This is a genomic window from Variovorax sp. LjRoot175 (genome assembly GCF_964253805.1).
In the GTDB taxonomy this organism is placed as follows: Bacteria; Pseudomonadota; Gammaproteobacteria; order Burkholderiales; family Burkholderiaceae_C; genus Variovorax.
The window spans coordinates 4,764,455-4,791,311 of record NZ_CAXURY020000001.1 but is presented as its reverse complement, the minus strand read 5'-3'; the positions used below and the strand labels follow the sequence as shown (position 1 = coordinate 4,791,311).

25 protein-coding genes are annotated in these 26,857 nt (G+C 69.4%); 7 read left to right on the top strand and 18 right to left on the bottom strand.

Features of this window, described 5'->3' with window-relative positions:
• Positions 1 to 930 carry a dihydrodipicolinate synthase family protein gene (locus tag ACSQ89_RS23885; RefSeq protein ID WP_436293500.1) on the top strand — a complete coding sequence of 310 codons (930 nt, stop codon included), beginning with the start codon at positions 1 to 3 and terminating at the stop codon, positions 928 to 930.
• Positions 931 to 939: 9 nt separating this feature from the next.
• On the opposite strand, the gene ACSQ89_RS23880 is transcribed toward ACSQ89_RS23885, so the two are convergent.
• From ACSQ89_RS23880 to ACSQ89_RS23860, 5 genes are all read right to left on the bottom strand, one after another.
• The gene (locus tag ACSQ89_RS23880) at positions 940 to 2,451 is read right to left on the bottom strand and encodes a CHAD domain-containing protein (RefSeq protein WP_436293501.1); all 1,512 of its coding nucleotides are present in this window, start codon (positions 2,449 to 2,451) and stop codon (positions 940 to 942) included.
• A gap of 10 nt (positions 2,452 to 2,461) precedes the next feature.
• On the bottom strand, positions 2,462 to 2,713 hold the full coding sequence (locus ACSQ89_RS23875; RefSeq protein ID WP_126837645.1) for a hypothetical protein: 252 nt from the start codon (positions 2,711 to 2,713) through the stop codon (positions 2,462 to 2,464).
• A gap of 98 nt (positions 2,714 to 2,811) precedes the next feature.
• The gene (locus ACSQ89_RS23870) at positions 2,812 to 3,300 is read right to left on the bottom strand and encodes a hypothetical protein (protein WP_436293502.1); all 489 of its coding nucleotides are present in this window, start codon (positions 3,298 to 3,300) and stop codon (positions 2,812 to 2,814) included.
• A gap of 160 nt (positions 3,301 to 3,460) precedes the next feature.
• On the bottom strand, positions 3,461 to 6,028 hold the full coding sequence (gene cphA / locus ACSQ89_RS23865) for a cyanophycin synthetase (RefSeq protein ID WP_436293503.1): 2,568 nt from the start codon (positions 6,026 to 6,028) through the stop codon (positions 3,461 to 3,463).
• Positions 6,029 to 6,073: 45 nt separating this feature from the next.
• Positions 6,074 to 8,314, bottom strand: coding sequence for a cyanophycin synthetase (locus ACSQ89_RS23860; RefSeq protein ID WP_244503976.1), 2,241 nt, complete (start codon positions 8,312 to 8,314; stop codon positions 6,074 to 6,076).
• Positions 8,315 to 8,441: 127 nt separating this feature from the next.
• Between ACSQ89_RS23860 and ACSQ89_RS23855 the strand changes: the two genes are divergently transcribed.
• The 4 genes from ACSQ89_RS23855 to queC are packed head-to-tail and all read left to right on the top strand — an operon-like array spanning position 8,442 to position 12,115.
• Entirely contained in the window at positions 8,442 to 10,718 is a 2,277-nt protein-coding gene (locus tag ACSQ89_RS23855) for an ABC transporter ATP-binding protein (protein ID WP_436293504.1), read from the top strand.
• Entirely contained in the window at positions 10,715 to 11,179 is a 465-nt protein-coding gene (locus ACSQ89_RS23850) for a DUF1854 domain-containing protein (RefSeq protein ID WP_436293505.1), read from the top strand. Before ACSQ89_RS23855 ends, ACSQ89_RS23850 begins: the two co-directional genes overlap by 4 nt.
• The gene (locus tag ACSQ89_RS23845) at positions 11,176 to 11,376 is read left to right on the top strand and encodes a hypothetical protein (protein WP_436293506.1); all 201 of its coding nucleotides are present in this window, start codon (positions 11,176 to 11,178) and stop codon (positions 11,374 to 11,376) included. Before ACSQ89_RS23850 ends, ACSQ89_RS23845 begins: the two co-directional genes overlap by 4 nt.
• Positions 11,377 to 11,413: 37 nt before the next feature.
• Positions 11,414 to 12,115 (top strand): 7-cyano-7-deazaguanine synthase QueC, encoded by a 702-nt coding sequence (queC, locus tag ACSQ89_RS23840; protein ID WP_436293507.1) that lies wholly within the window; start codon positions 11,414 to 11,416, stop codon positions 12,113 to 12,115.
• Here the strand turns inward: queC and ACSQ89_RS23835 are convergent.
• The 3 genes from ACSQ89_RS23835 to gspF all read right to left on the bottom strand — a co-directional run bounded on the left by ACSQ89_RS23835 (position 12,094) and on the right by gspF (position 16,096).
• Entirely contained in the window at positions 12,094 to 13,860 is a 1,767-nt protein-coding gene (locus ACSQ89_RS23835) for an ABC transporter ATP-binding protein/permease (protein WP_436293508.1), read from the bottom strand. The two genes, queC and ACSQ89_RS23835, sit on opposite strands and share 22 nt — an antisense overlap.
• Before the next feature lie 97 nt (positions 13,861 to 13,957).
• Positions 13,958 to 14,857: a 5'-nucleotidase gene (locus ACSQ89_RS23830; RefSeq protein WP_093109670.1), complete on the bottom strand. Its 900-nt coding sequence runs from the start codon at positions 14,855 to 14,857 to the stop codon at positions 13,958 to 13,960.
• Positions 14,858 to 14,863: 6 nt separating this feature from the next.
• The gene (gene gspF, locus ACSQ89_RS23825; RefSeq protein ID WP_436293509.1) at positions 14,864 to 16,096 is read right to left on the bottom strand and encodes a type II secretion system inner membrane protein GspF; all 1,233 of its coding nucleotides are present in this window, start codon (positions 16,094 to 16,096) and stop codon (positions 14,864 to 14,866) included.
• Positions 16,097 to 16,191: 95 nt separating this feature from the next.
• Here gspF and ACSQ89_RS23820 point away from each other — a divergent pair, with 95 nt between their 5' ends.
• Positions 16,192 to 16,764 carry a hypothetical protein gene (locus ACSQ89_RS23820; protein WP_436293510.1) on the top strand — a complete coding sequence of 191 codons (573 nt, stop codon included), beginning with the start codon at positions 16,192 to 16,194 and terminating at the stop codon, positions 16,762 to 16,764.
• 3 nt (positions 16,765 to 16,767) lie between these two features.
• Here ACSQ89_RS23820 and gspE read toward each other — a convergent pair whose 3' ends face one another.
• The 10 genes from gspE to gspG all read right to left on the bottom strand — a co-directional run bounded on the left by gspE (position 16,768) and on the right by gspG (position 26,259).
• A complete protein-coding gene (gene gspE, locus ACSQ89_RS23815) occupies positions 16,768 to 18,189 on the bottom strand; it encodes a type II secretion system ATPase GspE (protein ID WP_093109668.1) in 1,422 nt (473 codons plus the stop codon).
• 10 nt (positions 18,190 to 18,199) lie between these two features.
• Entirely contained in the window at positions 18,200 to 20,512 is a 2,313-nt protein-coding gene (gene gspD / locus ACSQ89_RS23810) for a type II secretion system secretin GspD (protein ID WP_436293511.1), read from the bottom strand.
• A gap of 2 nt (positions 20,513 to 20,514) precedes the next feature.
• Complete coding sequence (gspN, locus tag ACSQ89_RS23805) at positions 20,515 to 21,312, bottom strand: type II secretion system protein N (protein ID WP_436293512.1); 798 nt, start codon at positions 21,310 to 21,312, stop codon at positions 20,515 to 20,517.
• 14 nt (positions 21,313 to 21,326) lie between these two features.
• Entirely contained in the window at positions 21,327 to 21,893 is a 567-nt protein-coding gene (gene gspM, locus ACSQ89_RS23800; RefSeq protein WP_436293513.1) for a type II secretion system protein GspM, read from the bottom strand.
• Positions 21,890 to 23,098, bottom strand: coding sequence for a type II secretion system protein GspL (gene gspL, locus ACSQ89_RS23795; protein WP_436293514.1), 1,209 nt, complete (start codon positions 23,096 to 23,098; stop codon positions 21,890 to 21,892). The genes gspM and gspL overlap by 4 nt, the downstream gene beginning before the upstream one ends.
• 133 nt (positions 23,099 to 23,231) lie before the next feature.
• Positions 23,232 to 24,326, bottom strand: coding sequence for a type II secretion system minor pseudopilin GspK (gspK, locus tag ACSQ89_RS23790; protein ID WP_436296540.1), 1,095 nt, complete (start codon positions 24,324 to 24,326; stop codon positions 23,232 to 23,234).
• Positions 24,323 to 24,988, bottom strand: coding sequence for a PulJ/GspJ family protein (locus ACSQ89_RS23785; protein ID WP_436296539.1), 666 nt, complete (start codon positions 24,986 to 24,988; stop codon positions 24,323 to 24,325). Before ACSQ89_RS23785 ends, gspK begins: the two co-directional genes overlap by 4 nt.
• Positions 24,988 to 25,344, bottom strand: coding sequence for a type II secretion system minor pseudopilin GspI (gene gspI / locus ACSQ89_RS23780; RefSeq protein WP_244503975.1), 357 nt, complete (start codon positions 25,342 to 25,344; stop codon positions 24,988 to 24,990). The genes ACSQ89_RS23785 and gspI overlap by 1 nt, the downstream gene beginning before the upstream one ends.
• Positions 25,341 to 25,844 (bottom strand): prepilin-type N-terminal cleavage/methylation domain-containing protein, encoded by a 504-nt coding sequence (locus tag ACSQ89_RS23775; RefSeq protein WP_436296538.1) that lies wholly within the window; start codon positions 25,842 to 25,844, stop codon positions 25,341 to 25,343. The genes gspI and ACSQ89_RS23775 overlap by 4 nt, the downstream gene beginning before the upstream one ends.
• A complete protein-coding gene (gspG, locus tag ACSQ89_RS23770) occupies positions 25,819 to 26,259 on the bottom strand; it encodes a type II secretion system major pseudopilin GspG (protein ID WP_093109661.1) in 441 nt (146 codons plus the stop codon). The genes ACSQ89_RS23775 and gspG overlap by 26 nt, the downstream gene beginning before the upstream one ends.
• Positions 26,260 to 26,324: 65 nt before the next feature.
• On the opposite strand from gspG, the gene ACSQ89_RS23765 reads away from it, so the two are divergent.
• The gene (locus ACSQ89_RS23765) at positions 26,325 to 26,843 is read left to right on the top strand and encodes a type II secretion system protein N (RefSeq protein ID WP_436296537.1); all 519 of its coding nucleotides are present in this window, start codon (positions 26,325 to 26,327) and stop codon (positions 26,841 to 26,843) included.
• The last annotated feature ends 14 nt before the right edge of the window (positions 26,844 to 26,857 follow it).

Here is a 26,857-nt window from a genome sequence, read left to right as displayed (position 1 = left end):
ATGACCCCTTCCAAGCAACGCCGCTACCAGGGCATCTTCCCGGTAGCGCCCACCACCTTCACCGAAACGGGCGAGCTGGACCTCGCGAGCCAGAAGCGCTGCATCGATTTCATGATCGAGTCGGGCTCGGATGGCATCTGCATCCTGGCGAATTTTTCCGAGCAGTTCGTGCTCGCGGACGACGAGCGCGAGCTCTTGACCCGGACCATCCTCGAACACGTGGCCGGGCGCGTGCCGGTGATCGTGACCACCACCCATTTCAGTACCAAGGTCTGCGCCGAGCGCAGCCGTCGTGCGCAGGACATGGGCGCCGCGATGCTGATGGTGATGCCGCCCTACCACGGCGCCACCTTTCGCGTGCCCGAGTCGCAGATCTACGACTTCTATGCGCGGCTGTCCGACGCGGTGGACATCCCGATCATGGTCCAGGACGCGCCGGCCAGCGGCACCGTGCTGTCCGCGCCCTTTCTCGCCTGCATGGCGACGGAGATCGAGCACGTGGCCTACTTCAAGATCGAGACCGCGGGCGCCGCATCGAAGCTGCGCGAACTCATCCGCCTGGGCGGCGACGCAATCGAAGGTCCGTGGGATGGCGAGGAAGCGATCACCTTGATGCCCGATCTCGACGCCGGCGCCACCGGCTCGATGACGGGAGGCGCCTACGCCGACGGCGTGCGGCCGATCATCATGGACCACCTGGCCGGCCGCCGCGAGGCGGCCTTCGCGCGCTACCAGCAATGGCTGCCGCTGATCAACTACGAGAACCGGCAGGCCGGCCTGCTCGCCTGCAAGGCGCTGATGAAGGAGGGCGGGGTGATCAACTGCGAGGCCCCGCGCCATCCCTTGCCGGCGATGCACCCCGACACGCGCGCCGGCCTGATCGAAACGGCGCGGCGCCTCGATCCGCTCGTGCTGCGCTGGGCCCGCTGAGGGCGCGGCTCAGCGCTTCGATCGCTTCCAGAAGGGGGGCGCGTCCGTGATCTTGCCGAGCGCGTCGCGGCATTCCAGCGCGCTTGCGGGCTGGCGCGCGGAAAGCCAGCCGACCGCGAACCATGCCCGCGCGTCGCGCTGGGCCGCATCGCGGTAGGCGGCGATGGCCATGGCGGCATCGTTGTGCGTGCCGAGCGCGTCCTGCGCCGGGCGCAGTTCCTTCAGGTAGCGCTTTGCGCCCTGGTCGAACAAGGGCGCGACGAACTCGCCCAGGTAGCGCAGCCGCTTGAGGCGCTTGCGCACGCGATGCTGTTCCTCGACCTCCAGCGCATCGAAGCGCCGGCCGTCGCGCACCACTTGCCGGTGCAGCTTGGACAGCCGAGCGCGCAGCGGCTTGCGGGCCGGAACGCCTGGTTCCAGCTGCTCGCCGGAGGGCTCTTCTTCGGGCAGCGAGGCCTCGATCAGGCTCATCAGCACGAGCTGGAAGGCCGCCGAACGCACCACCTCGGCCGGAGCCGGCGATGAACCCTCCGACGCGCCCTCGTGCCAATCCACCGGCGGCCCGCCGACGGCTTCGATCTGCGGCTGCACGGTCTGCTGCAGGTGCTCGCGATCGCGCTGGCGGCCCAGGGCGCGGAATGCGTCCACCAGCGCGGGCTCCCATGCCGGGTCGATCGAAGGCGCGAGCTCGGCCATCTCGCGCAACGCGGTCCGCAGGCGCCGGATGCCGACGCGCAGTTGATGCACGTGCTCGGGATCGGTGCTGCCGGCCGCGACCTCGCTGGCATTGGGCAGGATTTGCGCCAGGCAGCTGTTCAGCACCGCGCGAAAAACCTGCACACCGCTCGGATCGTCGCCCAGCTTCGGCGCTTCGGCCTTGACCGGCTCGCCGTATTCGATGCCCTTGGCCAGCCGCTCTCCGCGCGCCGATTTGGAGACGGTGTCGAGCCACAGGCCGTAGCGCATGCGCCAGCGCCGTGCGAGCTCCAGCATCGACCGCGGGCTGCCGCTCTTCAGCTCGATCTCGAGTTCGCACACCGCGTGCGAATGCTCGCCGGCGCGCACTTCGCCGCGGTCGAAAGCGAGCTCGACCAGCGCATCGCCGGTGCGCATTTCGCGCGTGGTGCGGCGGATGTCGGTGAGGTAGAGCGGCACCAGCACGGCATCGGCCGGGTCATGCCCGGCTGCTCGCAAGGCCTTCGCGATCAGCTCGCCGACGGGCGTGCCTTCATGGCGCTCGATGCGCGGAAGGGGCACCTCGCTCGCGCGCTCGGTGCTCAATTCGACGTTGTCCTCGTGGCGCTGCAGGGGCCCATCGGCCGGGGCCTTGGCGGTCTGTACCCAGTTCTTGCCTTCCTTGCGCACGCGCAGCACGAGACGCTGCGCGGCCAGCGCACCGTCGGCAGTGTCGAAATAGCGGGCTTGGAGGCGGGTGCGCTGCGAACGGCCGCGCGCGACCGCCGCCTCGACGGCGGCGCGTTGCTGCGCGTCGACCTGGAACTTGAGTTCGAACTCGGTCACTGCGGGGGCGTCAACCCGGCAGCTCGCTGATCTGCAGCGACAGGTCGAACAGCTTGGACTTGCTGGCGTAGTAGCGGTCGAGCCGCCATTCCTTCAGGATGTCCATGGCCAGCTGGAAGCTCTTGTAGTCGAGGTCGTAGAGCGTGACCAGCTCGAAGCTGCGCTCCGATTCGAGAGCCAGGACGAGCCGGGCCAGAATCTGGGCCGACTCGTTGGCCGGGTCCGTTTCGATGAATCGGCGTGCGACCTTGATGGCGTTCATGGGGGTGGGCTTCGGAGTTGACGGGCCCACGACTATAGCCAGCACCCCCGGGGCCTTTTATGACAGCCGCGTGACAATGTAGGGCTTTGGTCTTCGTCTCAACGAAGCGGGAGCGGCGCCATCGGTGCCGGCGCTGTCATCGGCGCCGGCGCGGTCATCGGCTCCGGCCGGGTCATCGGCGCTGGCGGCGGCGCGGTCATCGGCATTGGCGCCACTATCGGCGTCACGGTTTCGCGGATCACGCCGCCACCCAGCACGCTGCCTTCCATGGTGGTCCTGCCGGTGCCGAGCACGCGCGCCTCGCAGTCGGCCCGGTCGGCCGGCGGCTGCAGGCTGCAGCGTGCCAATGCGTTCTGTTCGTAGTTGATGGGCGCGGCGCTGGTCAATCCGCCTCGCCGCGCCTCGTAGCGTGCCGCTCCGGCTTCTCGAAGACAGGCGGTGCGATCCTGCAGAACGCCGTCGCAGACGGCGCGTTCGCGCTGCAGGGTGGCGTCGGATCCTGCTGCCTGGGCCATGGCCGACGAGGCGCCGATCAGGCCGCCCGCGGCGAGCAGGATGGCAAGGCTCGAACGAATGACTGTTTTCATGAGATCACTCCTTGGCTCGGGCAGCGCAGTTCGCGCTGCCGGTCAGGCAGTGTGTTGGCGTTCAGCGCCGCAGGCTGTGGGACAGCGTGGCCGCGATCTGGCGCAGGCGCCGCAGCTTCGTGTGGGACAGGTCTGTCACGGCGGCTGCGGCGCCGCGCTTTCAGCCAGCGGCGATGCGCTTCGCCAGGTGAGCGAGCGCTTCCTCAACCTGGTCGACCAGGATCAGCGAGAGGTCGCCCGGCTGGAGCCGATCGAGTGCGGTGTCGATGGCGATGAATTCGCCGCGGATCTCGTCGATGGTGCGGGTGCGCTGCGCGCCTTCGAGCCCCTGCCGCAGCAGCGCCATGACCTCGCCGTCGGCGCGGCCGCGCTGGGCCGCGTCCTGGTAGAGGATCACGTCGTCGAAGGCCTGGCCGAGGATCGCGGTCTGGTCGCGGATGTCGCAGTCGCGGCGGTCGCCGGCGCCGCTGATCACCACCGAGCGTTTCTTCGCCGGCATGGTGTCGACCGCGGCCACCAGCGCGCGCATGGCGTCGGTGTTGTGGCCGTAGTCGGCGATCACGGTGGCGCCGCGGTAGTCCATCACGTTGAAGCGGCCCGGCACGCCGGCGGCATCGTTGTTGAAGCTCGCGAGGCCGCTGCGGATGGTGTCCCAGTCCAGGCCCACGGCCCAGGCGGCCGCGACCGAGGCCATCACGTTGTCGACCTGGAAGCCGATGGTGCCGTTGCGCGTGATCTGCACGTCGCGCAGCGGAACGCGCTCGCGCCACGAACCCTCGGCGGCGACCAGCGTGTCCTGGTCGACGTAGACGGTGCGTTTGCCTTGCGCGCGGTGCGTGGCCATCACCGGATGCTGGCGGTCGGCGGTGAAGAAGATCACGCTGCCGGGGCAGGTGGCGGCCATCGCGGCCACGTTGGGGTCGGCCGCGTTGAGCACCGCATAGGCGCCGGGCGCCACGTTGCGCACGATCACGCGCTTGAGCACCGCGAGGTCTTCGACCGTGGTGATGTAGTTGAGGCCCAGGTGGTCGCCGCTGCCGATGTTGGTCACCACCGCCACCTGGCAGCGGTCGAAGCCCAGGCCCTCGCGCAGCACGCCGCCGCGCGCCACTTCGAACACGGCCGCGTCGACGTCCGGGTGCAGCAGCACATTGCGCGCGCTCTTGGGGCCGCTGCAGTCGCCGCTGTCCGTCTGGCGGCCGTCGACGTAGACGCCGTCGGTGTTGGTCATGCCGGTGCGCAGGCCGCTGGATGCGAGCAGGTGATTGATCAGGCGCGCGGTGGTGGTCTTGCCATTGGTGCCGGTCACGGCCACCACCGGGATACGGCCGTCGTCGCCGTGCGCGAACAGCGTGTCCATCACTGCTTCGCCGACCGCGCGGCCGCGGCCGAAGGAAGGCGAGATGTGCATGCGCAGCCCAGGGGCGGCATTGACCTCGACCACGCCGCCGTGCTGCTCCTCGAGCGGGCGCAGCACGTTCTCGCAGACCATGTCGACGCCGCAGATGTGCAGGCCGACCATCTGCGCCGCGTCGACCGCGCGCGCCGCGACTTCGGGATGCACGGTGTCGGTCACGTCGGTGGCGGTGCCGCCGGTCGAGAGGTTGGCGTTGTTGCGCAGCACCACGCGCTGGCCGAGCGCGGGCACGCTGTCGGGCGCGAGGCCCTGCGATTCGAGGCGGCCGATGGCGATGTCGTCGAGTCGGATCTTGGTGAGCGAGGTCGCGTGGCCAACGCCCCGGCGCGGGTCCTGGTTCACCAGGTCGACCAGCTGGCGCACGGTCTGCCTGCCGTCGCCGATCACCTGGGGCGGATCGCGCCGCGCCGCTGCCACCAGCTTGTCGCCCACCACCAGCAGGCGGAAGTCGAAGCCCGGCAGGAATTTCTCGACCATCACTTCGCCGTACGCTGCAGCCGAGTCGTAGGCGGCGAGCAGCTGCTCGCGCGTCGTGATGTTGACCGTGACGCCCTTGCCCTGGTTGCCGTCCTGCGGCTTCACGACCACCGGCAGGCCGATCTCGTGGGCCGCGGCCCAGCCGTCGTCGGCATCGCTGACCGGGCGGCCCAGCGGCACCGGCACGCCGGCGGCGTTGAGCAGCTGCTTGGTGAGCTCCTTGTCCTGCGCGATCGATTCGGCCACGCCGCTGGTGCTGTCGACCTCGGCGGCCTGGATGCGGCGCTGCTTCGAACCCCAGCCGAACTGCACCAGGCTGCCGCTGGTGAGACGGCGGTAAGGGATGCCGCGCGCCACGGCGGCGTCGACGATCGAGCCGGTGCTCGGGCCCAGGCGTTCGGATTCGTCGAGGTCGCGCAGTTCGGTGATGGCGGCGTGCGCATCGAATTCGGTGCCGGCCTGTGCGGCCGCGATCAGCTGCTCGGCCAGTTCGAGCGCGCGCCGGCCGACCGGTTCTTCGCTGTACTGGAAGGCGACCTGGTAGACGCTTTCCTCGACCGTGCGCGCGGTGTGGCCGAAGTTCACCGCGCAGCCCGCCTGAGCCTGCAGCGCCACGGCCGCGTTCTCGAGCACATGCGCCAGCGCGAGCGGCTGGCCGAGCACGATCGGGTGCAGTTCGCCGATGTTCGGGAACAGCGCGCGCAGCCGGGCTTCGAAGCCGGGCAGCCGCCTGATCGCGTTCTCGTCGCCCGTGCAGGTGACGATCGCCTCGATGCAGGTGTGGCGGCTCCAGAGATTGGGCCCACGCAGGGCGCGGATGCGGGTGACTTCCATGGCGGTGATGCAGTAGGGTGCCGGCGAACCTGAGGGTTGCGCCGGTCAGGCCAGTTGGGGTTCGGGCGAAAGCAGGGTTTGGGACAGCTGCAGCGAGGCGAGCGCCGCCTGCAGGTCGGCTTCGAAGGCTTCGACGCCGGCGCCGATCAGGCTCAGCGGAATGCCCAGGGCCCAGGCCGCGGCGACCGCGGCCAGCAGGCTCTCGAGGCCGACGCCCGCATGCGTGGCGCGCCAGATGGTCAGCCGGCCGAGGCCGGGCAGGAAGGACTCGCTGCTGCCGTTGGCCAGCACCACGCGGTCCTGCCGCACCAGCACGGCCTTGCCGCCGGCGCTCTGGTGCTTGGCCAGCGCCTCGGCTTGCGGGTCGACCGAATAGAGGATCACATCGCCATCGCACAGCGGCGCGAGGCCCGCGACGCGCATGTCCGCCGCATTCAGCACCGCAGTGCCTTCGGGCAGCACCACATCGACCTGGGTGCGCAGCACCCTGACCATCTGGTCGCTCTCGGTGATGTCGAACTCCGCCAGGTCTTCGGCGCCATCGAGATCGGTCACGATGCCGACCTCGCAGCGGTCGTAGGCCAGGCCGTCGCGCAGGATGGTCTGGGCGCCGTTCTCGATCACGACTGCCTGCACGGCGCGGTTCACCAGCAGGCGGCGGCCGGCTTCCCAGGTGGCGCTGTCGCGCGCATCGACGCGGCGGCGCTCGAGGAACAGGCCGTCGCGGCAGGCCAGGCCGGTATGGCGCCCGCCCAGCCCGACGAGCCAGGCGACCAGGCGCGAGAGCACGGCGGTGCCGCGCGAGCCGGCCACGCCGACCACGGGGATGCGGCCCGGCGCGTCGTCGGGAAAGAGGTGGTCGCAGATCGCGCGGCCCACCGGCCGCGGCGAGCCGACGGCCGGCTTCAGGTGCATCAGCAGGCCGGGGCCGGCGTTGACTTCGACGATGGCGCCGCCTTGCTGCGCCAGGGGGCGGCCGATGTCCTGGGCCACCAGGTCGACGCCGGCGATGTCGAGGCCGACCACGCGGGCCGCCAGCACGGCCGCATGCGCGACTTCGGGATGCACATGATCGGTGCAGTCGATGGCCATGTTGCCGTTGCGCTGGATCGTGACGACTCGGCTAGCGGCGGGCACGGCGGCCGCGTCCAGCTCCTGGCGCTTGAGTTCGAGCTGCAGCTTGGCGTCGGTCGCGATGTCGATCACGTCGAGCGGGAATTCTTCTTCGGCGCCGCGCCGCGGATCGCTGTTGAGCTGGCTCTCGATCAGCTGGGCCACGGTCGACGTGCCGTCGCCGGTCACCGTGATGATCTCGCCGCGCGCGGCAGCGACCACCTGGCCGCCGACCACCAGCAGGCGGTGCTCGTGGCCGCGGATGAAGCGCTCGACCATCACGTCGCTGCCCTCGGGCTCGGCGACGGCGAAGGCGGCTTCCACTTCCTCGCGGGTATTCAACTCCAGCGAGACGCCGCGGCCGTGGTTGGCGTCCGAGGGCTTGACCACCACCGGCAGGCCGATGTCTTCGGCGGCTTCCCAGGCTTCCTGCGCGTTGGCCACCACCTGGCCTTCGGGCACCGGCACGCCGCAGCCGGCCAGGAGCGACTTGGTGAGCTCCTTGTCGCTGGCGATCGATTCGCCGATTGCGCTGGTGTAGTCGGTCTCGGCGGTCCAGATGCGCTGCTGGTTGGCGCCGTAGCCGAGCTGCACCAGGTTGCCGCTGTTGAGCCGCATGTGCGGAATGCCGCGGTCGGTGGCGGCGCCGACGATGCAGGCGGTGCTCGGGCCGAGGTAGCAGTCCTCGACCTTGGCCTTGACCGCATCGACCGCGCGCTGCACGCCGGCGGCGTCGAAGGGATCGTTGTTGATGGCCGCCATCAAGAGCCGGTGGCCCTCGGCCAGGGCGACGCGGGCGACCTGCTCGTCGCGCGCGCGGAACACCATGCGGTAGACACCGTACTTGGAGGTGCTGCGCGTCTGGCCGAAACCGGTCGGCATGCCGGCCAGGTTGAGCAGCTCGATCACGACGTGCTCCAGCACGTGGCCCGACCAGGTGCCCTCGGTCAGGCGCTGGATGAAGCCGCCGCGCTCGCCGACGCCGCAGTGGTGCTCGATCAGGGCCGGCAGCAGCGTGGTCAGGCGGTCGGTGAAGCCGTCGATCTTGTTGGAGGGGTAGTCCTCGAGCGCGCCGAGGTCGAGCCAGACTTCCAGCACGGGCCGGTAGGTCCAGAGGTTGGGACCGCGCAAATAGTTGACGCGCAGCAGGCGGATGTCGTCGAAACGGGTCATGAGAACGTTCGTTGTGCTTTGGCCGAGCACGGGGCTGACTTCAAGCGCGCCCATGGTCATCGGTCAGAATCGGCGCCCGGCAGGCGCCATGAAGGGCCCCTTCGCGGGCCAGAGACACAGAAACACAATGCAACATCACGATCCAGTCGGCACCCCGGGGGGCGAAGAAGAGGAGGCCTCAGAGGCTCTGAAAAGCCGGCTCAGAGCCGCGGAAAACGTTCTGGCGACCGTGCCGGTTGACCTCGATGGCGAACTTCGGTTTGCTTCCGGCCTGCTGGCGCTGACCGATCGGCGCCTGCTGGCCCGCAATTCCGAAGGCGCCTGGGCCGAATGGCCGCTCGGCGCGCCGGGGCTGGACCTGCAACTGGCCGACCATGCCGGCATCGGCACCCTCGACCTGCTGGACGCCCGCGGGCGGCTGGCGCGCTGGCGCTACACCCTGCGCCACCAGGCGGTCGCGCTGCGGCTGCAGAAGCTGTTCGGCCAGCAGGCGGCCGGAGTCGCGCAGGCGACAGCGGTGGCCGCCGAGGCGGACGAGGCGGCGCTCGCCGAGCCCGAGCTCCAGACCCCGCCTTCGACCTGGGTCCTGCTGCGGCTGGGCCGCTTCGCCAAGCCCTACCGCAAGCAGCTGATCGCCGGCTTCCTGCTCACCCTGGCCTCGACCGCCGCCACGCTGGTGCCGCCCTACCTGACCATTCCGCTGATGGACGACATCCTGATCCCGTTCCAGAACGGCCAGCAGATCGCCTTCGGCAAGGTCGCGATGTTCCTTGGCGCGCTGCTGGCCGCGGCGCTGGCCGGCTGGGCGCTGGGCTGGGCCCGCACCTACCTGCTGGCGCTGGTTTCGGAGCGCATCGGCGCCGACCTGCGCACCACCACTTACGAACACTTGCTCACCTTGCCGCTCGATTACTTCGGCGGCAAGCGCACCGGCGACCTGATGGCGCGCATCGGCTCGGAGACCGATCGCATCAACGTTTTCCTCTCGTTGCATGCGTTGGACTTCCTGACCGACGTGCTGATGATCGCCATGACCGCCGTGATCCTGGTCTCGATCAATCCGCTCTTGGCCGTGGTCACGCTGGTGCCGCTGCCCTTCATCGCCTGGATGATCCACGTGGTGCGCGACCGGCTGCGCACCGGCTTCGAGAAGATCGACCGCGTCTGGAGCGAGGTGACCAACGTGCTGGCCGACACCATCCCCGGGATCCGCGTGGTCAAGGCCTTCGCGCAGGAAAAGCGCGAGGCCAGCCGCTTCCACGCCGCCAATGCCTACAACCTGCAGGTCAACGACAAGCTCAACAAGACCTGGTCGCTGTTCACGCCCAGCGTGTCGCTGCTCACCGAAATCGGCCTGCTGGTGGTCTGGGGCTTCGGCATCTGGCAGGTGGCACGCGGCCGCATCACGGTCGGCGTGCTCACCGCCTTCATCGCCTACATCGGGCGCTTCTACACGCGGCTCGATTCGATGAGCCGCATCGTCTCGGTCACGCAGAAGGCGGCGGCTGGCGCCAAGCGCATCTTCGACATCCTCGACCATGTGAGCAACGTGCCGGAGCCGGCGAACCCGGTGAAGGTCGAGCGAGTGCAGGGGCGCATCGAGATGGCCGACGTCGGCTTCCGCTACGGCAGCCGGGCCGTGATCCGCGACCTCGACCTCGTGATCGAGCCGGGCGAGATGATCGGCCTCGTCGGCCACAGCGGCTCGGGCAAGAGCACGCTGGTCAACCTGATCTGCCGCTTCTACGACGTGACCGACGGCGCCATCCTGGTCGACGGCACCGACATCCGCCGCTTCGCGGTGGCCGACTACCGGCGCCACGTCGGGCTGGTGCTGCAGGAGCCCTTCCTGTTCTTCGGCACCATTGCCCAGAACATCGCCTACGGCAAGCCCGAAGCCACGCGCGAGGAGATCGTGGCCGCCGCGCGCGCCGCCCATGCGCACGACTTCATCCTGCGGCTCGCGCACGGCTACGACTCGCTGGTCGGCGAGCGCGGGCAGGGTTTGTCGGGCGGCGAGCGGCAGCGCATCAGCATTGCGCGCGCCTTGCTGATCGACCCGCGCATCCTGATCCTCGACGAGGCCACCTCGGCGGTCGACACCGAAACCGAGAAGGAAATCCAGAAGGCGCTCGACAACCTGGTGCAGGGCCGCACCACCATCGCCATCGCGCACCGGCTTTCCACGCTGCGCAAGGCCGACCGGCTGGTCGTGATGGACCGCGGCGAGATCGTCGAGGTCGGCCCGCACGACGCGCTGATGGAAAAGCAGGGCGCCTACTGGCGGCTCTACCAGGCGCAGCTGCGCCAGGCCGACGACGAAAGCCCAGGCTTCGCGGCCGAGCGCGCCTCGGTCGCGCTGGTGCTTGGCGGCCATGCGGCGCATCCGGCGGGTGAGGCATGAACGATTGCCAATTGGAACGTGACGGCTTCGGCCGATTGGTGGTGGTCGACGCCGAGGGCGTCCGCCATGCCGGCGTGGTGCCGGTGCGCGCCTTCCCGCTCAGCGCGCCGGGCGATGGCCTGTCGCTGGTCGGCGGCGACGGCCGCGAGCTGCTCTGGATCGAGTGCGTCGATGACTTGCCCGAAGAAGTACGCGCCTTGCTCGCGCAGGACTTGGCCGCGCGCGACTTCGCGCCCACCTTGCGGAAGCTGCACAAGGTGTCGAGCTTCGGCGTGCCCAGCACCTGGCAGGTGAGCACCGACCGCGGCGAGACCAGTTTCGTGCTCAAGGCCGAAGAAGACATCCGCCGGCTCGAAGGCGGTGCGTTGCTGATCGCGAGCGCGCACGGCGTGCAGTTCCGCATTCCCGATGTGAGGGCGCTGGACCGGGGGTCGCGCAAGTTGCTGGAGCGTTTTCTATGAAGTTCGATGCCCTTCTGCAGCAAAAAGCCGAACGCGTGCGCGCCCCCTGCCGCCCCGGGGCTTCAGGACCGGTCTCTGATGATGGGCGGCACTTGCTGATGCGAAAGAAGGCGGGTTTCTGGATCTTCGTCTTGCCGTCCCACACGCCACACGTGACGTCTCGCCAGGTCAAGACCTTGCTGGAAGGCCGGCCCTGACAAACTTGAACCCTCGCCCGACACGCCGACCACCCCCATGCACACCACCGCCCTAGTCCTCTTCTCCGGCGGCCAGGACTCCACCACCTGCCTGGCCGAGGCGCTGGCCAAATACGAGCGCGTCGAGACCATCGGCTTCGACTACGGGCAGCGCCACCGCGTCGAGCTCGAGGCGCGCACCACCGTGCTGGCGCACCTGCGCGCGCGCTTCCCGCATTGGGCGCCGCGGCTGGGTGAAGACCACCTGTTGAACGTCGACGTGCTTGGCCAGGTGAGCAGTTCATCGCTCACGCAGGACATCGCCTTCGAGATGCAGGCCAACGGCTTGCCCAACACGTTCGTGCCCGGCCGCAACCTGCTGTTCCTCACGCTGGCCGGCGCGCTGGCCTACCGGCGCGGGCTGGAGGTGATCGTCACCGGCGTGTGCGAGACCGATTTCTCGGGCTATCCCGATTGCCGCGACGACACCATGAAGGCGATGCAGCTCGCGCTCTCGCTCGGCATGGATCGGCGTTTCGTGATCGAGACGCCGTTGATGTGGATCGACAAGGCCGCGACCTGGGCCATGGCGCACCGGCTGGGCGGCGAGCCGCTTGTCGAGCTGATCGTCGAGGACACGCACACCTGCTACCTCGGCGACCGCACGCAGCGCCATCCCTGGGGCTACGGCTGCGGCGGCTGCCCGGCCTGCGAGCTGCGCGCGCGGGGATGGGAGCGCTACGCCGCCTCGAGCCGGTAGCGCGCGCCTGCGCCTTCGGGCGCCGGCACCAGGGTCCAGCGCTTGTCGTGGAAAGCCGCCGCCGAGGCGCGGTGCGCGATCGACACCATCGCCCCGCCCGCCGAGCGCACGCCTTCTGCCAGGCGCTTGTAGAGCGTCTCCTCGGCCTGCGCATCGAGCGCGCTTGTGGCCTCGTCGGCAAACAGCCAGGCCGGCTTCTTGAGCAGCACGCGCGCGATCGCCAGGCGCTGCTGTTCGCCGCCGGAAAGCTTCTGTGTCCATGCATCGCTGTCGTCCAGGCGGTCGGCCAGGTCTGGCAGCAGGGCATCCTCGAGCGCCTGCTTCAGCTGCGCGTCGCTGTATTCGCTCGCCGGCTGCGGATAGGCCAGCGCGTCGCGCAGGCGGCCGTCGGGCACATAAGGCCGCTGCGGGATGAACATCGCGTTCTCGGGCATCGACACGCGGCCGCGGGCAAAGGGCCAGATACCGGCGAAGGCGCGGAACAGCGTCGACTTGCCGCTGCCCGAGGGGCCTTGCAGGAGCACGCTGTCGCCGGGCTTGACCATGAGCGCAGCATTCTGGATCAACGACGTTCCGCCCGGCAGCGCAACCGTGAGGTCGTCGACGCGCAAGCCTTCGTCGCCGCCGGCGGGCGCGCGCTCCACCGCGCTGGCCGCGCCGGCATGGGCGCGCATCGCGGTCTCGAAGGAGGTGAGCCGGTCCGCGGTGGCGCGCCAGACGGCGACGCGGTCGTAGTTGTCGACGAACCAGCTGAGCGAATCCTGCACGCGTCCGAAGGCCGAATTGACCTGCATCAGCTGGCCGAGTTGGATGGCGCCGCTGAAGAAGCGCGGCGCCTGCACGATGAAGGCGAAGATCACCGAGGCTTGCCCAAAGGAGGCCGTGAAGGCAACCAGGTTCTTCTGCTTGCCGATCAACTTCAGGTAGTTCTTCAGCACCGAGCCGAAGCGCAGCTGGAGCTGGCCGTGTTCGACCTGTTCGCCGCGGTCGAGCGCAATGGCCTCGCTGTATTCGCGAACCCGCATCAGATGGTGCCGGAAGTCGGCCTCGTAGCGCTGCTGCTGGAAGTTCAGGCCGATCAGCGGGCGCCCGATGAAGTGCGTGATCACGGTACCGGCTGCGCAGTAGGCCAGCGCAATCCAGACCATCGAGCCCGGCACCGTATAGCTGCTGCCGAAGAGTGGGACGCTGACCACGCCGCTGAGCGCCCAGAGGATGCCGATGAAGCTCACCAGGGTCACCACCGCATTGAGCAGGCCCATCGACAGCGTCATCGTGTAGTCGGTGAAGAGCTGCATGTCTTCCTGGATGCGCTGGTCGGGGTTGTCGGGCGTCTGGCCGTCCTGTTGCCCGTAGCGCGCGAGTTCGAGGCGGTAGAAGGTCCGGTCGGCCATCCAGCGCGCGAGATAGCTGCGCGTCATCCAGGCGCGCCAGCGCAGCTGCAGGAGCTGCGTCAGATAGAACTTGAAGATGGCGATCACGATATAGCCGGCCGCGATCCAGCAGAAAAAGACGATCTCTCTCCAGAACACCGCCTGGTCCTTGTTCTGCAGCGCGTCGTAAAAGCGTGCGAACCACTGGTTGTTCAGCACCAGCATGTAGACCGTGCCGAGATTGAGCGCCACGATCGTCGCAAGAAGCCCGCGCGCCCTCCATTTTTCTTCGGAGTGGAAGTAGGGCGCTGCCAGCGCGCCGATGCGGCGCAGCGTCGAGAGCAGGCTCGTGGAACCGTTGGGAGTGGTCATGGGATGAGCGTGGGTTGGCTGGCGCGCGAAGCGGCGCCTTTGCGCTCATCGTAGCGCCCGGGCGCGCCGCATTCTTAAACGGCGCTGAAGCGCCCGATCAGCGCAGGTTGCTGATGCCGCTCGCCACGTGACCCGAAGGCACATGGCGTGCAGCCGCGTCCACGTGGCCGGTCTGGTCGTCGAAGAAGAAGTCGGGTTCGAATTCGCGCAGGAATTCGCCCTTGGGCAGGCCGCCGAGGAACATGGCTTCGTCGACCTTGATGTTCCAGTTCATCAGCGTGCGGATCGCGCGCTCGTGCGCCGGCGCGCTGCGTGCCGTGACCAGCGCGGTACGGATGCGCATGCTGGGATTGCTCGCGAGCTGAAGCCGATGCAGTGCGGTGAGCAGCGGCTTGAACGGCCCCTCGGGCAGCGGCAGCTGGGCCTTGCTGGATTCGTGCAGCTGGAAGGCGTCGAGCCCCTCGGCCTGGTACACGCGCTCGGCCTCGTCGCTGAAGAGCACCGCGTCGCCGTCGAAGGCGATGCGCACCTCGTTGGGATAGGCATCGCTCGCATGCACCGACTCGACCAGCACGCGCGCGGCCGGGAAGCCCGCGTTGAGCGCTTCGCGCACGTCCTCGGCATTGACCGAGAGGAACAGGTGCGCGCGCAGCGGCCGCAGATAGCCGAAGGGCGGGCGGCCCTGCGTGAACACGCCGCGCTGCAGCGAGATGCCGTTGGCCACGCCCGAGCGGAACACGCGCATGCCCGAGACCGGATCGTTGCGCGAGAGGATCACGACCTCGACGCGCTGCATGCCGTCGTCGTTGAAGCGCAGCAGCTTGCGCACCAGCGAGTAGGCGATGCCGGGCTGGGCCGGTACGTCGAGCCGTTCGAGCTGGAGCTTCATGTAGCCCGCGTCGTCGCCGGATTCGAAAATCCGGTTCTCCTCTTCGAGGTTGAAGAGGGCGCGGGACGAGATGGCGACTACCAGCTTGTCGTCCAAGGACACGGGCATAGGCGGCTACTTCACGAACTGATTGAGTTGGATGATCGGCATCAACACCGCCAGCACGATCAGCATGACGACGCCGCCCATCGCCACGATCAGCAGAGGCTCGAGGATGGTCGCCAGGTGCATCGCGCGGCGTTGCACCTCGGCGCCCAGCTGGGACGCCGCGCGCTGCAGCATCAGCGGCAGGGTGCCGGTCTGTTCGCCGAGGCGCGCGAACATCGCGACGATGCCGGGGAATCTTTTCTTTTGTGCCAGCGCGGAAGCGAGCGGTGCGCCTTCGCGCACCAGCACCAGCGCATCGAGCGCGTCGGCGCGCATGGCGCGGTTGCTCAGCGTTTCGGACGCGGCCTGCAGCGCGCGCAGGATGGGCACGCCGGCCGTGGCCAGCATCGCGAGCGTGCTCGCGAAGCGCGCCGCGTTGTAGCCGCGGGACAGCCGGCCGACCAGCGGCAACTCGAGCCAGGCGGCGTCGAAGCGCTCGCGCACGGCGGCACGTGCCAGCGCCATGCGCGCGCCGAGGGTCGCCAGCACGATGGCGCCGAGCATCAGCCAGCCGTAGTTGCGCACGAAGTCGCTTAAGCCCAGCATCGCCACGGTGAGGATGGGCAGCGCCCGTTTCGTGCCCGCGAACACGTTGGCCACCTGCGGCACCACGTAGCTGACGAGAAAGATCACGATCACGATCGCGACCAGGGTCACGATCGCCGGGTACAGGGCCGCACCGACCAGTTTCTGCTGCAGCGCTTGCCGCTGTTCGAGGTCGTCGGCCAGGCGCTCGAGCACCAGGCCGAGATTGCCGCTCTGCTCGCCGGCGCCGATCACCGCGGTGTAGATGGGCGAGAACTCGCGCGGATGCTGGGCCAGCGCGCGCCCGAAGGGCGAGCCCGCATTGACCTCGGCGCGCAGGGATGCGACGAGGTTGCGCTGCTGCTCGGTCTCGGCCTCGTCGGTCAGCGCGGTGAGCGCGCGTTCGAGCGGCAGGCCGGAGGACACCAGGCCGGCGATCTGCCGCGTCCAGACCGCGAGGGTGGTCGAATTGAAGACGCGCTTGCCGCCGAGCAGGCGGCGCAAGCTCCGGTCCGGGGCGGCGCCGCTCTCGACGCTGCCGACGGCGGTCACCGACAGCGGAATCAGCGCTTGCGCACGCAGCAGCCCGCGGGCGCTGCGCGCGGTGTCGGCTTCGAGCACGCCCTTGCGAGGCTGGCCCGATTGGTCTATGGCTTCAAAGGAATAGGCGGGCATGGGGAGTGGCGACAAAATGCGCGAGCCCGCATTGTCGGCGTTTGGCGTTGCCTTTTCGTCGTGCGGCTTCCACAACACCACACAGAGGAGTCTTCATGTCGGCTCGTACCACTGCTGTCGCTGTTGCCGCGCTCTTGAGCGCGCTGTCTCTTCCCGCCGCGGCCCAGCCCACTTTCGACGGCTTTCTGTGCTGCAACATGCGCACCGATGGCAGCTGGATCAGCGACGCCAACTATGCCGAAAGCGGTAAGCGGATCATCCCGGCCGGCACGCCGACCCGCGTCACGGGCTATGGCCGCATGCGCGTGCTGGTCGAACTCAACGGCGGCAAGCAGGCCATCGGCAACGACTACAGCCGCGACCTCGACCTCGGCACTTTCGCCAAGCGCTATGTGGTCAGCGAAGACCCGGCGCGCAAGATCGCCGGCTATCCGCCCAAGATCCGCGACGCGATCAAGTCGGCGCGCGTCACCAAGGGCATGACGCGCGAGCAGGTGGCGATGGCGGTGGGCTATCCGATGAGCAGCGAGAACCCGAACCTCGACGCACCGATCTGGCGCATGTGGCTCGGCAGCTTCAGCGAGTTTCAGGTGCTGTTCGACAACGCGGGCCGCGTGCGGCAGGTGGAAACTGATCCGCAAACCCGCAATCTCGTCGTCATGGATTGAGGATCAGTCTCTTGTCACCCTCAGCAGCTCGGCGCGCGAAGTCACGCCGGTCTTGACCAGCCGTTCGCCGTCCTCGCGCATCGAACGCAGGCCGCCGCGTTCGGCCGCCACGAAGAGCTGGCTTTCGGGCGCGCGGTTGTGGATCAGCGATTGCACCGTGTCGTCGGCCACCAGCAGCTCGAAGATGCCGGTGCGGCCCTGGTAGCCGGTCTGGCCGCAGGCGTCGCAGCCCACGGGCTGGGCCTCGTCGCCGGCGGCCGAGGGCACGGCGCAGACCGGGCAGAGCCTGCGCACCAGGCGCTGCGCCAGAACGCCGAGCAGCGAGGAGCTCAGCAGGAAGGGCTCTACGCCCATGTCGGTCAGCCGCGTCACGGCGCTGACCGAATCGTTGGTGTGCAGCGTGGCCAGCACCAAGTGGCCGGTGAGCGAGGCCTGGATCGCGATCTGCGCGGTCTCGAAATCGCGGATCTCGCCGATCATGATCACGTCCGGGTCTTGCCGCAGGATCGCGCGCAGCGCCTTCGCAAAGGTCAGCTCGATCTTGGCGTTGACCTGGGTCTGGCCGACGCCCGGCAGCTCGTACTCGATCGGATCCTCGACCGTCATGATGTTGCTGCGGCCGGCATCGAGCCGGCTGAGCGCGGCGTAGAGCGTGGTGGTCTTGCCCGAGCCGGTCGGCCCGGTGACCAGGATGATGCCGTGCGGCTGGCTGATGAGGTGCTCGAAGCGTGCCAGCGTGTCGCCCTGCATGCCGACCGCTTCGAGCGTGAGCTTGCTTTCGGTCTTGTCGAGCAGGCGCAGCACCGCGCGCTCGCCGTGCGCCGAGGGCAGGGTCGAGACCCGCACGTCGACCGCGCGCGTGCCGATGCGCAGGCTGATGCGCCCGTCCTGCGGCAGCCGCTTCTCGGCGATGTCGAGGTCGGCCATGATCTTCAGGCGCGAGATCAGCGCCGCATGCAGCGCCCGGTTGGGCTGCACCACTTCGCGCAGCGTGCCGTCGATGCGGAAGCGCACCGCGGAGGTCCGCTCATAGGGCTCGATGTGGATGTCGCTGGCACCGTCGCGCGCCGCCTGCGTGAGCAGCGCGTTGAGCATGCGGATGATGGGCGCATCGCCGGCGCTTTCCAGCAGGTCTTCCACCGCCGGCAGCTCCTGCATCATGCGCGAAAGGTCGGCGTCGCCCTGCACCTCGCTCACGACCGCGGCGGCGTTCGATTCGCCCTGCGCATAGGCGGCGCTGATGCGCTGGGCCAGCTCACCGGGCCCCAGCGCCTCGAAGGCCTTGACCGGGTATTTGCGGACCACTTCGCCGAGCGCGCTGCGCGGTGGCACTTTGGGCATCCAGAGCGTGAAGCCGCCATCGTCCGTTTCTTCGAGCAGCAGTTGCTGGCTGCGTGCGAAGGCGTAGGGCAGGGGATAGCGCACGGCAGAATCCTTAAGGCAGTTCGCGCGCCGTGGACGGGTCGGCGGTCGGCGGCAGCGCGCCCTTCATCGGGCCCGGCGGCAGCGGTGCGTGCTGCGGCGGCAGCGGCGGCGGAATCAGGCGCGTGCCCTCGATGCGGCGCGACGGGTCGCCCCGCATGGCGTCGGGCAGCGCCGGCAGGATCGCCGAGTCGCGCACCGAATTGAGCATCGGGTTGTCGGTCGAGGGTTGCGTGTTCTGCTGCAGCGCGCGCAACGCGTCGTAGCGGTCGGCGGTGACCGCGTCGCCGGAGAGCTGGTCGCGCACGACGGTGGGCCGCAGGAACACCATGAGGTTGGTCTTGCGGCGGCTGCGGACTTCGCTCTTGAACAGGTTCCCGAGCACCGGAATGTCGCCCAGGCCGGGCACTTTTTCCTCGGAGGTCGAATACTCGTCGGACAGCAGGCCGCCGAGCACGATGATGTTGCCGTCGTCGACCAGGACGTTCGATTCGATCGCGCGCTTGCTCGTCGTGGGGCCGTTCAGGTTGTTCACCGTGGAAGCGACGACGCTAGAGACCTCCTGGAAGATCTGCATCTTGACCGTGCCGGTCTCGCTGATCTGCGGGCGCACGCGCAGCGTCAGGCCGACGTCCTTGCGCTCGATGGTCTGGAACGGATTGACGGTGTTGGTATTTCCGCCGGCGCTGGTGTACTGGCCGGTGACGAAGGGCACGTTCTGGCCGACGACGATCTTGGCTTCCTCGTTGTCGAGCGTCAGCAGATTGGGGGTCGACAGCACGTTGCCCTCGCCGTTGCTGGCCAGGAAGCGGGCCAGGAAGCCCAGCACGTACTGGCCGTCGCTGCCGTAGCGGTGGCCGATGCCGAAGTTGATGCCGCTGGACGGCCGCGTCGCGGCATTGCCGGTCGCCAGGCCGACCGCGAGGTCGATGATGTTGGCGCCGCCGAGGCTCGAGTTGGTGCCGATGACGCCCACGTTGCGGTCGCCGCTCTTGCCGATGCCGGTCTGCCACTGGATGCCGAACTCGGCCGCCTTGTCGGCATTGACTTCGACGATCAGGCTTTCGATCAGCACCTGTGCACGGCGGCTGTCGAGGCGGTCGATCACCGCGCGCAGCTGTCGATAGAGCGGTTCGGCCGCGCTGATGATCAGCGAGTTGGTCGCTGGGTCGGCCTGGATCTGTCCGCCGGTGGAGGGCTGCGCCGTCCCGCTGACCGGCGCCGTGGCGGCGCTCATCCCGCCTTGCGCCGTCGCGCCTAGCTGGCTGAACTGTTGCTGCTGCTGCTGGGCGGCGGGCGTAGTTCCGGCGGTACTGAGGGTGCCGGCAGCGCCGCCCAGCGTGCCGGTGGTGCTCGGCTGCGAGCTCGCGAGCGCGGCGCGCAGGGTAATGGCCATCCGCACCGCGTCGGCATTCTTGAGGTAGACGACGTAGATGTTGCCGGCCGCGCCGTTGCCGCTGTCGATCGGGGCGCGGTCGAGGCGGTCGATCAGCGTGCGGACCAGCTGCGAACGTGCCGGATTGGCCGCGCGCAGGATGATGGCGTTGCTGCGCGGCTCGGCCAGGAGCGTGGTGCGGAACGAGGCGTCGGTGGTGCCGGGCGCGGCGCCCGGCACCGGCCCGGTGGCGGATCCGCCTTCGACCAGGCGCGTGAGCACCGGCACCAGGTCGGTGGCGACCGAGTGCTTCAACGGGATGACCTCGATGTCGGAGGCGTTCGGCATGTCGAGCGCGGCGATGATGCGCGCCAGCCGCCGCATGTTCTCGGCGTAGTCGGTGATCACCAGCGAGTTGTTGCCGGGGTTCACGTTGATCGTGTTGTTGGGCGCGATCAGCGGACGCAGCACCGGCAGCAGATTGTTGGCCGACTCGTAGTTGAGCTTGAAGACCTGCGTGACGATCTGGTTGCCGGAGAGGCTGGAGGTGGCGGATGTCGACGTGCTGACCGCGCTGCTCTGCAGCTTGGCGTCGGCCTCCGGCACCACCTTGTAGAGCCCTTCGGACTGCACGACCGCGAAGCCCTGCAGGCGCAGCGCCGCTGCGAACTGGTTGAAGGCCGCGGCCGGGGAGATCGGACGGTCGGTCTGCAGGTTCATCGTGCCCTTCACGCGCGGGTCGACCACCACGTCGCGGCCGGTTACGACCGCCATGGTGCGCGCGACGGATTCGATCTCGGCGTTGGTGAAGTTCAGCGTGATCGGCTCGCCGCGTCGTGGCGGCGCTGCAGCTTCCTGCGCGAACGCAGCCGGAATGCAGGCGGTGATCAGCATCTGTGCCGCGAGGGCGATGGTGCCGATGCGTGTCGCGTACGAAGACTGTAGCTTCATGGTCAACCCAATGTGATGAGCGAGCGCGCGCCTTCGCGTCGCCCGATGATATTCAACAAGTTCGAAAGCGCATCCTCGCGCCCTGGGGCGGCGCTGGCTTCGCCGTCGAAGCGCAGCGCACTTCCGTTCCATCGGCCGCTGCCGCTGAGCTGCAGGCTGCCTTCGCGGGTGGTCAGGAGGAGGGTCGGCGTCGGCCCGCCCTCGAGCGTGAGGCGGTAGCTGCCCATCGGCTTGAGCGTCGAGAGGCTGGACGAGATGTCGGTGGCGTCGAGCGTGGCGCGGCCGGCGAGGCCCAGTTGCGGGCCGTTCCATTGCATCGCGAAGGCCTGCATGGAGATGTCGAGCACGCCTTCGGGCTTGAGGGTGTTCCAGGGCGCGCCGAAACCGCTGAGCAGCGCGGCGGGCCAGCGGGACTGGCCGTCGCGCCATTCGAGCTGCAGTCCGCTGGGCCGCGGGCGCGCCTTGAACTGCAGCGCTTGCGGCGCGCAGCAAGGGATGTCGAGCGCGGCGACGATGCCGTCCCAGCGCGGCCGCAATGTCCAGCCCAGTGCGCCCGGCAGCGAAATCGATTCGGCGCCGCTCCCGCCGCTGGAGAACACGACACCCGCGCTGCCGTTCCAGACCGTTCCGCGCGCATTGACCAGTTGCAGGTGGCCATCGCTCTGCTGCGCCAGCCAGGCGGCCAGCCAGCGCGCCGGTGCGTACACCGTGAGCGCCAGCACCGCACCGATCAGCGCGCCGAGCAGGGCCCAGCGCCGGCCGGTCGATGTGCCGAGGGCTGGAGAGCTTCGGGTGGCCATGGCGGGATCGACGTTCAACGTGCCGGCAGGCTCATGACCAGCGTGCCGTCCCAGCGCACGGCGGAAGGCTCGCCGGCGCCTTTGGCAGCCGCGGCGGCGGGGGAAGAGGCGGCCGGCGCGCCTTGCGCGGTGCGCGTCAGATGCGCCTCGCGCGGCACGGCGCGCGCATTGCTGCGCGCCTGTGCCAGCCATTGGGCGAGCGTGCCGGCGGGGGTGGTGCGCATGGCGATCGTCACGCCTTCGCCGGCAGCAGCGGGTTGCATCTGGGCGTTGGGCCCGAGGCTCTGGCGCACCGAGGTTTCGAGCGCGCGCATGGCGTCGTCGCGGCTGGCGCGCGGCTGGGACTGCAGGGCCTTGGCTTGCGTCTGCAGGCTGGTCATCTGCTGCAGCTGCGCATCGAGTCTTGCGTGCTCGGCCGGCGCCGATGACAGCGTGCGCAGCGCGGGCGCCAGCATCACCCACCAGAGCAGGGCCAGCACCACCAGCGCGGCGGCGATCGCGATCATGCGCTGCTCGCGCGGCTCGAGTTCGGGCCACCAGGCCTGCCAGCGTGCTTCGAGGGATTCGAGCCAGCTGTTCATCGCGCAGCCTCCGCCTGAACCAGCAGCAGATCGCCTTCGCTGCGCGCGCTGTAGCCGCGCGCGGACAGCGTGGCCGCGACGCTGTCTGCCTCGGCGGGCTGCAAGCCCAGGCCGCGCAGCCGCAACTGGCCGGCGCTGTAGTCGATGGCGCTGGGCACGCGGCCGGATGGCAGGCTGCCTGCCAGTACGCCCAGCATGGGTTCGAAATCGGCCGCGGCGACGCCGCCGGTGGCTTGCTGCAACGAGGCGACTTCGCGTGCCATCTGCACCGGGGCATCGACCACCAGTTGCACCGATGGAAAAGTCTGCTTGAGGATGCTGTTCACCATGGTGCGCTTGCTGTCGAGCGCGCTGCGCTCCTTCCAGGCCCAGGCATTGAGGCCGACGAGCTGGGCCAGCAGCAGGACCAGCGCGCCCCAGCGTGCTGCACGCCACTCGGGTCCGTGCCACACGGCGCGCCAGATGGCCGCGAGCTTCTTGCTCGCGCGGGCGCGGCCGGTGGACGCGAGGTCGAACTGCGCCAGATCCCAGGGCGAGCGGCTGGCCTGCAGCCAGCGTGCGGCCGGCTTGACGATCGGCACGCGGCGCCCGAGCAGGCTTTCGGCCAGTTCGGCCACCGCGGGCTCGGCCAGCATCGTCGTGCCTTCGGGGGGCGTGCCGAGCAGCGCAACGCCGGCGCTGTCGAGGGGGAGTGCGGTCACACCCTGGGTGTCGCAGATCACGAGCTGGGCGGCGTCCGGCTCGCCTATCGCGAGGACCATCGGAGCGGCGCCGGTCGGCTGCGGCGCGAATTCGGGAATGATCCGCGTGACGCGACGGCCCGCGGCTTCGAGGGCCTGCACCGCGCTGCGCAGCCAGATCCGGTTGGAGGCCGCCACCCACGCAGGCGCACCAGCGCGGGCGCCGGGCTCCAGCGCGAAGTGCAGCAGCTCCGGGTCGTCGAGCAACCGGTCTTCGAGCAGGCCATTGAGCACCGAGCGCACGCGCACGGCGCCGCTCATGCTGCCCTGCGGCATCGTGACCTGGTGCCAGGAGAGGGCGGCCGCGGGCACGCCCAGGATCACTTCGTCCCCGCTCGGCAGCAGCGCCGGCGGCGCGCTTCCCTGAGAGCGCAGCTTGCGGCCGTCGCTGGACCAGACCGCCCAGCCGTACTCGCCGCCGGCGGGAACGGGCGGGAGCGGGACGGTGACGAGCAATAAGGCCATGGCGATCGGTGAGGGGTGGTCATTGTAGGTGGATGGTTCACATCCACCCGCTACATATTTGATAGCGCGTTACGCCCGTGGCGTGGGCGCTCGAGTGCTTTTTATCCTATAAGCGTGACTAAAAGTTTCCGCTTCAGGGCTTCGGTGCCGCCGGCGTGGCGCCCGCACCACGTTCGCGCCACACGATGCGCACCTCGATGCCGTCGCGGCGCAGCAGCGACTGCTCCTCGACCCAGGTGCGGTCCAGCCGCAGCCGCCCATGCACTTCGAAGTAGTTGCTCCCCACGCTGTGCTGTTCGCCGAACTGCGTCGAGCTGTCCTGCAAGAGACGGTTCGCGTCGCTCAGGGAGCGGAAGTGGCTGCGTGTGCGCTGCGCCACCAGGCGCTTGGCACCTGCCAGATCGAGCGCGGGAACGCTGGCGAACAAGGCTTCGGCGCTGGCGGTGTTGATGTTGAGCTTCGTGCCCGCCGGCAGCACGGTGACGTAGGGCTGCAGCGCGGCCACCGTGGTGGGCGAGAGGCCGAGCCAGACCAGCTGGGAAGTGCGCTGGGGCATCAGCGGGCCGGTGGCCGAGGTGTCGGGGGTCGCGGCGGGGGGCGTGGTGCCGGTTCCTGTGCCTGTGCCTGTGCCTGTGCCTGTGCCTGTGCCTGTGCCTGTGCCTGTGCCTGTGCCTGTGCCTGTGCCGGTCGTCGCGGCGGCCGGCAGGGCGCGTTGCAGGTTGGCGGTCAGCGCCGCCAGTTCCTGCGCGGGCAGGCCCAGCAACTCGAACAGCTTGGTGAAGGCGGCGACCGATGCGGCCACGGGCTTGCCGCCCACCACCAGACTCAGCACGTTGAGCTTGGACTGGGCATCGACGATGCGGCCCGAAAGAAAGGCATCGGGCAGGCCTTCGAGCACATCGCTGGCGATGTTCTTCTCGGCCGAGAGAAAGCTCGTCAGCTTGGCTTCCTCCAGCGGCACGGCCCAGGGCTCGGCCAGGTGGTCCGCGCCGGTGCCGCCGCCGGTCCGGGCGTCCTCGCGCAGGATCAGGCGCGACCAGTCGAGCGCGCCGATCAGCACCCAGGCCGACTGCACCCGCGCCCGCTCGGCTGCCTCGACCTCGACCGCGCGCCATTGCTGCCAGAGCGCCGCGGCGGCGAAGGTGGCGACCAGCGTGACGGTCAGCATGGCGGCCAGCAGTGCGGCACCGCGCGTGTCTCTGGCGGACTTCGATCGCGTCTTCTTCATGACTTGGGCGCCGTTGCGGTGGGCCGCACCCAGTCGCGGGTCAGCAGCCCCGCGAGCGCCGGGCCGGGCGGCAGGCTCAGCACCAGGCGCACGCCTTCGGGCAAGGGCGTGCTTGTGCCGAGCACCTCGGCGCCGACCGCCGGGCTCCAGCTGTCGTTGCGGAAGTAGTAGAGCTGCCAGGCCTCGACCGGCATCAGCCCGAGCTCGGCGCCGCGCAGCTCGCTGCTGGAACTCGTGCTGGCGCTGCCGTCCTGGCCCCATGCGGCGGCGCGGTCCCAGGCTTGTTGCCATTCGGCGCGGGTGGTGATGCCGGGCGATTGCCAGCGCTGCCAGCGCGCACCCACGGCGGCATCGGCGCGCAGGGTCCAGGCGACCACATAGACCACCGACTGGGCGCTGTCGGTGCTGCGCCGCGTGAGGCGCAGCACGCGGCCGTCCCAGTCCATGGGCCGGATCTGCGCCAGCGCCGTCGTGGCATCGAGATCCGCGTTCCATTGCGACAGCGCAGCCTGCAGCGTGAGCATGGCATCGCCTCGTTCGCGGTTCAGGGCCTGCGCGCGCGCCATGCTCTCCAGGCCGCGCCAGCTCAACAGCGCGAGCAGCGCCATCACCGCGATCGCGACCAGCAGCTCGATCAGCGTGAAGCCCCTGGACCTGCGCATCAATAGCGTCCCACGACAGTGGACAAGCGCAGCACCGGCGCCTCGGCCGCATCGCGCACCTGGACGTCGACGCGGCGGAAGTTCGGGTTCAGCGTGGGCGTGGTCGAGACGGTGACGGCGAAGCTCACGTTGGCCTGGGTGCAGACCAGGCCTGCATCGCCGACCGCCGGCAGCTGACGCGCGAGCCGGGCCTTGATCAGTTCGTTCTCGGCGCAGAGCTGCGCCAGCAGCATGTCCGATTGGCGTTGCGCGTTGCGCGTGAGCGCCATCGTGGCCTGCGAGCCGGCCATCAATGCGATCGCGACGATGCCCAGCGCGACCAGCACTTCGATCAGCGTGAAACCTGCCTGCTTCACGGCGCAACCACCGCGAAAGGCCGCAGCCCGTCGGTGCCGATGCGCAGGCTGCGTGCCGGCGGGCCATCCATGGTGAGCAGCACCTGCTGCGCCGCGATGATCGGTTCGGGCCCCAGCTGCAGCGCCGGGATCGCCGAGCCGTCGGCGGCCAGCGGTTGCGCGGCGATGCCGTCGGCAAGCCAGGCGATCGGCAAGGTGCCGGGCTGCAGGCCGTCGAAGATGAAGTTCCCGGGGCCTTGCGGCGTCGGACGCCAGCGCACCGCGATGCCGCTGGCACGGGATTGCGCGCGTGCCGATTCGAAGAGCGCCGCGAGCCGCTCGGCTTCGCGGTCGAGCGTGGCCTGGCCCGAATCGCGCAGCGCGAGCCCGACGCCGGCCGTGGCGAGCGCGATGATCGCGATCACCACCAGCAGTTCGAGCAGCGTGAAACCGCCGGTGCGGCGGCGGGCGCGATCGGAGCGGGGGCCGCAGCGCCTATTGCCAGCTGCCGATGTCGGCATTTTTGCCTTCGCCACCGGGCTGGCCGTCGGCGCCGAGCGAAAGCACGTCGATCTCGCCCTTGAGGCCCGGGTTCATGTACTGGTAGGGCCGGCCCCAGGGGTCGTTCGGCAGCTTCTCGACGTAGGGTTTCCAGTTGGGTGCGGCAGGGCCGCTGGTGGGACGGGCGAGCAGTGCCTGCAGGCCTTGCTCGGACGTGGGGTAGCGCTGGTTGTCGAGCCGGTAGAGCTTGAGCGCCTGCATCAGGTTGTTGACGTCGGTCTTGGCGGCGGTGACGCGTGCGTCGTCGGCACGCTCGATCACATTCGGCACGATCAAGGCAGCCAGCACGCCGATGATGACCAGCACGACCATCAGCTCGATCAGCGTGAAGCCGCGCTGCAGGGCGCGCACAAGAGGGCGGTGGGAAAGGGGCATGAAAGGTGGGGAGGAGATCAAAAGAAGCGGGCCTTGCAGCATTCACTGAATGATAATCCGGCCCCATGTCAGTTCCCTACGCACCCGCCCGCTGGCCCTCGGCCACTGCGACGACCGGCCTTTGGGCGCTTGCGGCTGCGAGCATCGTGTTCTGGGGGCTGCGGCTGATGTCGCCGTCCGACGCGGTCGCGCCGCCCGCGGTGAACAGCGGCGCGACCGTGACCGTGGACTCGACAGCGGTGGCGCAAATGCTGGGTGCGGTGCCCAGCCAGGCCGTGGTCGCGGCAACGCCCGATGCGGCAAGCCGCTTCGTGCTGCAGGGGGTGGTGGCCGACACCGAGCAGCAGGGCGCAGCACTGATTGCCGTCGACGGCAAGCCGGCGCGGCCGTTCCGTGTCGGGGCCAAGGTGGCGGACGGCTATGTGCTGCAGTCCGTGAGCACGCGCGCCGCATCACTGGGCGCGAGCCTCGACTCGGCGCCGGCCTTCACGCTGCAGCTGCCGGTGCGACCGCTCGCCGCGAATCCGCCGCCTGCCGTGCCCGGCGCTCCGCCGCCCGTGGTGGCGCCGGCTCCGCCGCGCTGAGGCGCCGGCCGGGC

Coding starts and splice junctions, on each gene's coding strand:
- ACSQ89_RS23885 (WP_436293500.1), top strand. CDS start 1: ATGACCCCTTCCAAGCAACGCCGCTACCAGGGCATCTTCCCGGTAGCG.
- ACSQ89_RS23875 (WP_126837645.1), bottom strand. CDS start 2,713: ATGAACGCCATCAAGGTCGCACGCCGATTCATCGAAACGGACCCGGCC.
- ACSQ89_RS23870 (WP_436293502.1), bottom strand. CDS start 3,300: ATGAAAACAGTCATTCGTTCGAGCCTTGCCATCCTGCTCGCCGCGGGC.
- cphA (WP_436293503.1), bottom strand. CDS start 6,028: ATGGAAGTCACCCGCATCCGCGCCCTGCGTGGGCCCAATCTCTGGAGC.
- ACSQ89_RS23860 (WP_244503976.1), bottom strand. CDS start 8,314: ATGACCCGTTTCGACGACATCCGCCTGCTGCGCGTCAACTATTTGCGC.
- ACSQ89_RS23855 (WP_436293504.1), top strand. CDS start 8,442: ATGCAACATCACGATCCAGTCGGCACCCCGGGGGGCGAAGAAGAGGAG.
- ACSQ89_RS23850 (WP_436293505.1), top strand. CDS start 10,715: ATGAACGATTGCCAATTGGAACGTGACGGCTTCGGCCGATTGGTGGTG.
- ACSQ89_RS23845 (WP_436293506.1), top strand. CDS start 11,176: ATGAAGTTCGATGCCCTTCTGCAGCAAAAAGCCGAACGCGTGCGCGCC.
- queC (WP_436293507.1), top strand. CDS start 11,414: ATGCACACCACCGCCCTAGTCCTCTTCTCCGGCGGCCAGGACTCCACC.
- ACSQ89_RS23835 (WP_436293508.1), bottom strand. CDS start 13,860: ATGACCACTCCCAACGGTTCCACGAGCCTGCTCTCGACGCTGCGCCGC.
- ACSQ89_RS23830 (WP_093109670.1), bottom strand. CDS start 14,857: ATGCCCGTGTCCTTGGACGACAAGCTGGTAGTCGCCATCTCGTCCCGC.
- gspF (WP_436293509.1), bottom strand. CDS start 16,096: ATGCCCGCCTATTCCTTTGAAGCCATAGACCAATCGGGCCAGCCTCGC.
- ACSQ89_RS23820 (WP_436293510.1), top strand. CDS start 16,192: ATGTCGGCTCGTACCACTGCTGTCGCTGTTGCCGCGCTCTTGAGCGCG.
- gspD (WP_436293511.1), bottom strand. CDS start 20,512: ATGAAGCTACAGTCTTCGTACGCGACACGCATCGGCACCATCGCCCTC.
- gspN (WP_436293512.1), bottom strand. CDS start 21,312: ATGGCCACCCGAAGCTCTCCAGCCCTCGGCACATCGACCGGCCGGCGC.
- gspM (WP_436293513.1), bottom strand. CDS start 21,893: ATGAACAGCTGGCTCGAATCCCTCGAAGCACGCTGGCAGGCCTGGTGG.
- gspL (WP_436293514.1), bottom strand. CDS start 23,098: ATGGCCTTATTGCTCGTCACCGTCCCGCTCCCGCCCGTTCCCGCCGGC.
- gspK (WP_436296540.1), bottom strand. CDS start 24,326: ATGAAGAAGACGCGATCGAAGTCCGCCAGAGACACGCGCGGTGCCGCA.
- ACSQ89_RS23785 (WP_436296539.1), bottom strand. CDS start 24,988: ATGCGCAGGTCCAGGGGCTTCACGCTGATCGAGCTGCTGGTCGCGATC.
- ACSQ89_RS23775 (WP_436296538.1), bottom strand. CDS start 25,844: ATGCCGACATCGGCAGCTGGCAATAGGCGCTGCGGCCCCCGCTCCGAT.
- gspG (WP_093109661.1), bottom strand. CDS start 26,259: ATGCCCCTTTCCCACCGCCCTCTTGTGCGCGCCCTGCAGCGCGGCTTC.
- ACSQ89_RS23765 (WP_436296537.1), top strand. CDS start 26,325: ATGTCAGTTCCCTACGCACCCGCCCGCTGGCCCTCGGCCACTGCGACG.